Origin of the sequence: Xenorhabdus thailandensis (genome assembly GCF_037996785.1) — a bacterium.
In the GTDB taxonomy this organism is placed as follows: Bacteria; Pseudomonadota; Gammaproteobacteria; order Enterobacterales; family Enterobacteriaceae; genus Xenorhabdus; species Xenorhabdus griffiniae.
Map to the genome: position 1 here is coordinate 24,176 of NZ_JBBMXF010000020.1, position 6,940 is coordinate 31,115.

Below are 6,940 nucleotides of genomic sequence, written 5' to 3' on the forward strand. Positions count from 1 at the left end.
GATGAATTGGTGGCAGATATCGCCACCGTTTTTCACTGGACTCCGGCAGACACAGATACAATGTCACTGTCGGAATTATTGAGCTGGCGACATCGGGCCATTTTAAGAAGTGGTGCAGAAAATGAGTAATATACAGTCACAGCTAAACAAGGTACTGAGTACCGTTGGAAAGCTGACCAGTTCCTTTAAATCTTTTCAACAGCATCAGAAAAAACTGGTAGGTTCAGTTGATGAAATTTATAACCAGTTTAAAAAACTCGATAAGACTGTTGAAGGATTAAAACCTATTGTAGGTTATGCGCAGGAAACTGCGCGTATGCGCGCCGATATTAAGGCTTATAATCAAACCATTAAACAGTCTTTGGCTGTGCAGAAAAACTCCACTAAAGTAGTACAAGTTAACACTGCTAGCCAATCAGCCAATATTATCCAAACTACGCAGAATATTAGACAAGAAAATTCATCCAGTAAGAAAAATAAATTTAACCTTGGTGTATCTGGAAATATAACTAACAATTTTACATTGCTAGATAAGTTGATTATTAATATTAATCCAAAGATAACAATTTTATTTGGCACGTTGAAAAAAATTAAAGCAGTTTTGAAATTTCCCTCTAGTTTAGTGAAAGCATCGTTTCAAGTTCTGATTAATTCTATAAAAATTTTTGGCAGTGTTGGTATAAGAATTTTTGGTTCTCTGAGAGTTAGTCTCCGTATCTTTGGGATTTTATCTATTCAGATTTTTGGAGCATTAAAAATTCGGCTAAATCTTTTTGGAAAGATAGGCATTAGAGTTTTTCGTTTATTGCGTATTGGATTGAATATCTTTGGGCAATTAGGTGTCCGAATATTTGGTTCATTGAAAATTAGTTTGAATATTTTTGCTCAGTTGGGGATACGAATTTTTGGCTCTTTAAGAATTAGCTTAAGTATATTTGGTCAATTAGGTGTAAGAGTATTTAGTTACTTGGGAAGCAGCTTCAATATATTGGGTAGTGTTGGAGGGAAAGTTTTTGGTTTTCTCAGAAATTCATTAAATACACTATTCAGTAGCAGTAATAAAATTGGTATTTTTATAAGGTTAAGAAAAGGTATAGGAAGATTAGGAAATATTGGACAGCAAGTATTTAGCTTTTTAGGTAATGGTATAAATATTCTGGCAAGTGTTGGTGTAAAAGGCTTGTCCTTTTTAAGTCGTGCTTTTAGTGTATTAGGTAAAGCAATGCTGTTTATTGGCCGAGCTATGATGGCAAACCCTATTCTTGCCATTATTGGTGTTATCGCAATGGCTGCTATTTATATTTGGCAGAGTTGGGAAACATTAGGCCCCAAATTCACTGCTTTGTGGGAAAACATCAAAAATGTTTGTAGCAATGCATGGCAGGGAATTAAAGACCGAGTTGGTGCTGCTTGGGAAGGTATTAAAAGTTATTTCATGGATGGTGGATTAATCGGACTTATTTACCAAAATTGGGACACGATTAAACAAAGTGCCTCAGAAACTTGGGGATCAGTTAAAGCTAAAATAGGTGAAGTTTGGGGCTCCGTTAAACAGAATACTTTAGAAATTTGGGAGAGCGTTAAAAAATCAATTTCAGATAAATGGAGTGAAATTGTTGCTGATGCTCAATCTATTCCTGAAAAATTAAAAGCGGCTGGCTCAGCAATGATCGATAGTTTACTAATTGGTATTCAAGAAAAATGGGAAAACCTGAAAAGTAAATTCGCTTCTATTACTGATTGGTTTAAATCGTGGTGGTCTGGTGATGATAAAGAGGAAATTACCGTAAAAACATCACAGGAAATCACCAAGAGTGACGCATCTCAGCAGGCAAAACAGATTACTCAACATGATAAAGGAGGATTTATTCCAGCCGGGAAACTAGGTCTTGTAGGGGAATATGGCCCTGAAATTATCAATGGCCCAGTTAACGTTACCAGCCGGAAAAATACTGCGAAACTCGCTGCTTTGGGTCTTGGTGTTAGTTTAATGTCACTGCCGGTTGCGGCACAGGATGCACCATTACACGCCCAGAGTTTACCTGCTCATGCTTATGAGGAAGTGCAGGCGAAACGGGAGCGAAGTCAGCCACAGCAATACAGTGGCGTAGCACCGCAATATAACATCTATGTTTATAGCACTCAGGGACAATCCGCGCAGGATATTGCCCGTGTGGTCAGGCAGGAATTGGAACAAAAGGAACGTATGCACCAAGCGCGTATGCGTAGCTCACTTTCAGACAGAGGAGAAGATTTCTCATGATGGCTGCACTTGGTTTGTTTGTTTTTATGCTGAAAACAACGCCTTATCAGACTTTTCAATATAAACAGAGTTGGCGACATACCTTCAACAGCCGCGTGGGAGCGCGGCCTGCCTGGCAGTTCGTCGGTTCAGACAATGATACTATTACGTTATCAGGGGAGCTTTATCCTGAACTGACAGGTGGCTCACTTTCATTAACTGCATTGAAATTGATGGCTGATAGTGGCAAGGCGTGGTCTTTTATTGATGGCAGTGGTGCCATTTACGGTATGTTCGTTATCGAAAGTATTGATGAAACAAAAACAGAATTTATGTCAGGCGGTGCAGCCAGGAAAATCAGTTTCGCGCTGACTTTGCGACGTGTCGATAATAACTTGCTCGAAATGTTGGGCGATTTGCAGGAGCAACTTTCTGATATCAAAAAAGATTTACCCAATCTGTCAAAGAAACTTTCTGCATTTAAAGATGGTGTTATTGATAAAGTCAATGGAGTGTTCTCATGATCGATTTTGAAAAGTGGATACCCGACACGAATTGGACCCCCCAGTTTGATTTGGTCACTGGAAAAATCAGTGAGCCTGCTTTTCGTCTGGAAATCAACAACAAGGATATCAGTGGGAAGATCCAATCACGCCTGATGTCATTAACATTGACGGATAATCGTGGTTTGGAATCAGACCAGCTCGATATTGAGTTGGATGATGCGGATGGCATGCTGATGCTGCCTCGTCGTGGCGATATTCTTACATTAGAGCTGGGGTGGCATGGTCATTCCTTAACGCCGAAAGGAAAATTTGTGATTGATGAAATTGAACATGTTGGTGCGCCAGATCGATTAACCATTCGTGCCCGTAGTGCAGATTTTCGTGGTGATCTGAATGTGAAACGGGAAGCATCTTACCATAAATGCACTTTAGGCAATATTGTCAGCACCATTGCGGCCAGAAATAAATTGGCGTTTAAGATAAGCTCAGAGTTAGAAAACATCTCTATGCATGTCGATCAAACAAATGAATCTGACGTCAGCTTTTTGACTCGATTGGCAAAACAGGAAGGCGCAATCGCTTCAGTCAAAAATGGCGAATTATTGTTTGTTCAGCAGGGGCAGAATAAAACGGTGAGTGGTCAGCGTATTCCACCTGTGCTGATTACGCGTAACTCAGGGGATAGCCATAGATTTTCTCTGTCCGATCGTGAGGCCTATACTGGTGTAGTTGCCCAATGGTTGGATACACGTACAGCGTCTAAACAGACGGTTAAACTGAGGCGAAAGGAAACAAAAGAAGGAAAAGCTGAAATTATCTTTGAATATGCAAGCAGTAGTAGTCAATCATCAGGCAAAGAGCCAGCTCAAAAAGATAAAAATGCTACTAAAAAAGAGGGGGAAATTTCCAGGCAAAAGCAACCACAATCCACTAAACAGGGCAAAGATCTTAAATCTAAATCACCTGTACCTGGCCAAGTTAATTTGGCGAAGAAAAACCCAAAAGCTAAAGGTCGTGGAAAGCCAACTTATATTCAAAAGGGGAATAACAAGAAAAGCAAAGATAACGGCAGTATTGAGATAGAAGCAAGTTCATCTTATAAAGAACAACGTGAATCAACAGTAGAAAACCATCAAACAACTACGGTACAGCAAGAATCTGCAAGCTATTTGGTAGGAACTGAGGAAAATATTCTGACGCTTTCGCACATTTATTCTAACAAAGAAAGTGCAGAGCGTGCCGCTATCGCTGTTTGGAAAAAAATGCAACGAGGAGCTGCACAGTTCTCTATTACATTAGCATTGGGGCGTGCTGATATTTATCCTGAAACTCCCATCCAGTTAGAGGGTTTTAAGCCAGAAATTGATGGAACTGACTGGACCTTGGTCAAAGTCACTCACACACTCAATGACAGTGGTTTTACGACATCATTAGATCTCGAAATAAAAATAGACGAAATTGAAATGAGTTCTTGATCTCATTGTGAGATCTTTGGTATATTATTCACCAGACGAGATGGTGTTTTTTCAAGACAGTTATTTCAAGATAACGATTTCAGAAAGGTAAACAATATGATCAAGTGTCCTCTGTGTGGTCAATCAGCGCATACTCGTAGCAGCTTTGAGCATTCAAGCCAAACAAAGGAGCGCTATAACCAGTGTCAGAATATCAATTGTGGAGCAACGTTCGTCAGCCATGAAACCTTTGTTCGTTTCATTTCTAAGCCAGGTGAAATCCAAAATGTGACGCCACATCCAAGGGCAAAAACCAAGAGACCACCTCGCCAGAAAGCGGCTGCCGTACAATAAATAACGAAAAAATTATTGCTCCAGTTTTTGCCACCGCTATGGTGGCTTTTTTTGGGATGTTAGATTGAATGGGTTCTCTATTAGAGAACTTTTTGTGACGCCCGCTCGTCTACAAAGCAGGCGTCAAAACCATTTGGCTGATTTACTTCTGGTTCTGATATTGTTCCTGCAAAATCCTTTGCATTTCATCTTTTATGTGTAGTTTTTCTTTTTTCAGGCGCACAACTTTATCGTTATAACCTGCACCATTTGGGCCTTCAAGTTGGGTTATCTCGTGGTCAAGTCGGTTATGTTTTTCAAACAGGGATTGGAAGCGGGGATGAGATTCTTTCAGATTGGATACTAAATCACGATATTCTGGAAACATAAGACCTCCTATACGAAATTCACTATCACACTCAATGAGTGTAGCAGGCCATTTTAATATCAGATTTGAGAAATATCACATAAAAAAGATCTGGTAGAACCTGTTAGTTTGTTGATGATAAATAAAACTTGACATTAATGATGAGTGAATAGATTTTCCTTATCCAATACCTTTAAGAATCAGTACCTTGCCAAAAAACATAATTTACCCCTGTCTTTTTGTTGTTATTATTTAGTCTCCTTTTTAAACATATTTAGAGGTGATATATGAAAAAATATCTATTTCCTTTCGCTGCATTGATGGTATCAACTTCGGTTTTTGCCGATAAAAAACTTGAAGATATCGCCCCTTATCCAGCACCTTCTGAGAAAATGGCTCGTAGCGTCATTGAATTACCTCAGAAAGAACATGAAAACGGCTATATGGTTGAGTTGGTGATTGGCAAGGATATGAAAGTGGATTGTAATCATCACTGGTTTGGCGGTAAGTTGGAGACTAAAACCCTGGAAGGGTGGGGATATGATTATTACGTGCTAAATAATGTAACTGGTCCCGCTTCAACAAAAATGGCTTGTCCAAATGAAGAACAAACAGTGCGTTTTGTTCAGGTGCAGTTAGGTAAGGATGCTTTCATCCGTTATAACAGCAAATTACCTATCGTGGTATATACGCCAAAATCGTTGACAGTTAAATATCGTATTTGGCAAGCCTCGGATAAGGTAAAGCAAGCAGTCATTAAATAACTTGTTGATTAACTAAATAAACAACCTGAGTTGTTATATTAAACTCGGGTTGTTTAAAAATGAATTTCTTCGTTGCTTATTATTAAGTTAACAATAAAGCAATCTGTAATAAACCAATTTATATCGGTTTTTCTTTATTTTCCTATCTGTGATTTCTTGCCCATAATTAAAAACACTAACTAAACTAGTTTTTGGATTTTTTTGCATTCATGCAAATATTATTGAGGAATCGTCGAATGTTTAAAAAGTTATCGGCAGAGTTTTTAGGTACTTTTTGGTTGGTGTTTGGTGGGTGTGGTAGTGCTGTTTTAGCTGCGGCATTCCCACAGCTAGGAATTGGTTTTGTGGGCGTATCCTTGGCTTTTGGTTTAACTGTGGTAACGATGGCCTATGCGGTAGGGCATATTTCAGGAGGGCATTTTAATCCGGCAGTAACATTGGGGTTGTTTGCGGGCGGGCGTATTTCTGCCAAAGAGGTTATTCCTTATATTATTGCCCAAGTGATTGGAGGAATTGCGGCAGCCGCGGTACTGTACCTTATCGCCAGTGGTAAAAGTGGTTTTGATGCAACGGCAAGTGGTTTTGCATCTAATGGCTATGGTGAACATTCTCCTGGTGGTTTTTCATTAAGAGCTGCAATTATTATTGAATTAGTATTAACCGGATTTTTCTTGATTGTCATTCTTGGAGCAACAGATAAAAATGCACCAGCAGGTTTTGCACCGTTGGCTATCGGTTTAGCATTGACACTTATTCACTTAATCAGTATTCCAGTAACCAATACATCGATTAACCCAGCAAGAAGTACAGCGGTTGCTATTTTCCAGGGAACCTGGGCCTTGGAACAGCTTTGGGTATTTTGGTTGATTCCATTAATTGGTGGGGCTATCGGTGGATTGATATATCGAACACTCTTACAGAAAAATGATTCATTCGTTAATTAACATTTCCCTTATTTTGATAGGCCATGTTATAGCATGGCTTTTTTATGGTGGATTTATTTACATTTCTGAAAATACCTGAAATACCTTAATAAATGCTAAAAAAGCGGGCGGTTATTATTAGTGTTTGGATAATACCGCCTGCACTGTTTATATATATTCATTAGAAATAAAAATTCACACTGAAAATAAATGTCATTATCTATTATCCGTATTATTTTCTTTATATAAGGTGAAAATATCAGGTAATAAAGTCATTAATCCAATGAAAGCCATCAATCCACCAACCAGGGCAAGAGCGTGAATGCTCACTTCTTGCCCAATACCGTAAAT

At 38.9% G+C, this 6,940-nt stretch carries 8 protein-coding genes; 7 read left to right on the forward strand and 1 reads right to left on the reverse strand.

Annotation, left to right across the window (positions count from 1 at the left end):
- The first annotated feature begins 6 nt into the window (after positions 1-6).
- The 5 genes from AAC853_RS17560 (at position 7) to AAC853_RS17580 (ending at position 4,556) form a co-directional block, all read left to right on the forward strand.
- Positions 7-129 (forward strand): GpE family phage tail protein, encoded by a 123-nt coding sequence (locus tag AAC853_RS17560; protein ID WP_338884851.1) that lies wholly within the window; start codon positions 7-9, stop codon positions 127-129.
- Positions 122-2,263, forward strand: a complete 2,142-nt coding sequence (locus AAC853_RS17565; protein ID WP_340615304.1) for a hypothetical protein — start codon at positions 122-124, stop codon at positions 2,261-2,263. Before AAC853_RS17560 ends, AAC853_RS17565 begins: the two co-directional genes overlap by 8 nt.
- On the forward strand, positions 2,260-2,766 hold the full coding sequence (locus AAC853_RS17570; RefSeq protein WP_338884853.1) for a phage tail protein: 507 nt from the start codon (positions 2,260-2,262) through the stop codon (positions 2,764-2,766). Before AAC853_RS17565 ends, AAC853_RS17570 begins: the two co-directional genes overlap by 4 nt.
- The gene (locus AAC853_RS17575; protein WP_340615305.1) at positions 2,763-4,223 is read left to right on the forward strand and encodes a phage late control D family protein; all 1,461 of its coding nucleotides are present in this window, start codon (positions 2,763-2,765) and stop codon (positions 4,221-4,223) included. The genes AAC853_RS17570 and AAC853_RS17575 overlap by 4 nt, the downstream gene beginning before the upstream one ends.
- Before the next feature lie 96 nt (positions 4,224-4,319).
- Entirely contained in the window at positions 4,320-4,556 is a 237-nt protein-coding gene (locus AAC853_RS17580) for an ogr/Delta-like zinc finger family protein (RefSeq protein WP_338884856.1), read from the forward strand.
- A 142-nt stretch (positions 4,557-4,698) separates the two neighbouring features.
- Here the strand turns inward: AAC853_RS17580 and AAC853_RS17585 are convergent, their stop codons facing one another.
- Positions 4,699-4,923 carry an HP1242/YdcH family protein gene (locus AAC853_RS17585; RefSeq protein ID WP_273571746.1) on the reverse strand — a complete coding sequence of 75 codons (225 nt, stop codon included), beginning with the start codon at positions 4,921-4,923 and terminating at the stop codon, positions 4,699-4,701.
- A gap of 266 nt (positions 4,924-5,189) precedes the next feature.
- On the opposite strand from AAC853_RS17585, the gene eco reads away from it, so the two are divergent.
- Positions 5,190-5,666 (forward strand): serine protease inhibitor ecotin, encoded by a 477-nt coding sequence (eco, locus tag AAC853_RS17590; protein WP_340615306.1) that lies wholly within the window; start codon positions 5,190-5,192, stop codon positions 5,664-5,666.
- Positions 5,667-5,902: 236 nt separating this feature from the next.
- Positions 5,903-6,610 carry an aquaporin Z gene (aqpZ, locus tag AAC853_RS17595; RefSeq protein WP_340615307.1) on the forward strand — a complete coding sequence of 236 codons (708 nt, stop codon included), beginning with the start codon at positions 5,903-5,905 and terminating at the stop codon, positions 6,608-6,610.
- The last annotated feature ends 330 nt before the right edge of the window (positions 6,611-6,940 follow it).

Coding starts and splice junctions, on each gene's coding strand:
- AAC853_RS17565 (WP_340615304.1), top strand. CDS start 122: ATGAGTAATATACAGTCACAGCTAAACAAGGTACTGAGTACCGTTGGA.
- AAC853_RS17570 (WP_338884853.1), top strand. CDS start 2,260: ATGATGGCTGCACTTGGTTTGTTTGTTTTTATGCTGAAAACAACGCCT.
- AAC853_RS17575 (WP_340615305.1), top strand. CDS start 2,763: ATGATCGATTTTGAAAAGTGGATACCCGACACGAATTGGACCCCCCAG.
- AAC853_RS17580 (WP_338884856.1), top strand. CDS start 4,320: ATGATCAAGTGTCCTCTGTGTGGTCAATCAGCGCATACTCGTAGCAGC.
- AAC853_RS17585 (WP_273571746.1), bottom strand. CDS start 4,923: ATGTTTCCAGAATATCGTGATTTAGTATCCAATCTGAAAGAATCTCAT.
- eco (WP_340615306.1), top strand. CDS start 5,190: ATGAAAAAATATCTATTTCCTTTCGCTGCATTGATGGTATCAACTTCG.
- aqpZ (WP_340615307.1), top strand. CDS start 5,903: ATGTTTAAAAAGTTATCGGCAGAGTTTTTAGGTACTTTTTGGTTGGTG.